The following is an 823-nucleotide window of genomic DNA, read 5'->3' as shown; positions in this document are numbered from 1 at the left end:
CCGTATGGGAGCGCTCCCACAAGGGTGGTGCGGCCGGCTTCGCGCCCGGCCGCGTCACCCGTGCACCCGTGCGTGACGTGGCGGACCGGGGGCACCCGGTGGCCATGAAGCTGCACATCCCGGGCCGGGACGACCGGTCGGCACATCAGAAAGCACCGGACGAGTCCGCAACCTCGCGGCGGGCCGGGCAGTCGGCTGAGGAGCCGGGCCCGAGCGACGCGGTGGAACATGCGGCGCCGGACAGTCCGGCCAAGCTGCCCAAGGGCGCATGGAAGGCGGCACTGAAGGGCAGTGTGCGCGAGTTCAAGGACGACGAGCTCACCGACCGCGCCGCCGCCCTGACGTACTACGGGATGCTGGCGCTGTTCCCGGCGCTGCTGGCCCTGGTGTCGATCCTCGGCCTCACCGGCCGGTCGACCACGGACAAAGTGCTGGAGAACGTCCAGGAGCTCACCGCCCCCGGCGCGGCGCGGGACATCATCACGCAGGCGGTCCAGCAGCTGCAGGGCAGCGCGGGCATCGGGTCGCTGGTGGCGATCGTCGGTCTGCTGCTCGCCATCTGGTCGGCCTCCGGCTACGTGGCGGCGTTCATGCGCTCGGCGAACGCGGTGTACGACATGCCCGAGGGACGCCCGGTGTGGAAGGTGCTGCCGGTCCGGGTGGGCGTGACGGTGGCGCTGCTGCTGATGGCCGGGATCAGCGCGCTGATCGTGGTCTTCACCGGCGGGCTGGCCCGTCGGGCCGGTGATCTGCTGGGGCTGGGCGACACGGCCCTGACGGTCTGGTCGATCGCCAAGTGGCCGGTGCTGGTCCTGCTGGTGAC

The 823-nt window shown here is 71.9% G+C and carries 1 protein-coding gene; it reads left to right on the top strand.

Annotated features, from left to right (window positions below; genetic code table 11):
• Positions 1-104: 104 nt before the first annotated feature.
• Positions 105-823, top strand: a 719-nt coding sequence (locus tag LPA54_RS33440) for a YihY/virulence factor BrkB family protein (RefSeq protein WP_228984478.1), incomplete at its 3' end; no start/stop codon positions are given.

Origin of the sequence: Streptomyces sp. DH12 (assembly GCF_020873895.1) — a bacterium.
In the GTDB taxonomy this organism is placed as follows: domain Bacteria; phylum Actinomycetota; class Actinomycetes; order Streptomycetales; family Streptomycetaceae; genus Streptomyces.
The sequence above is the reverse complement of the archived record's forward strand: the minus strand, read 5'-3'. Positions and strand labels throughout refer to the sequence as shown.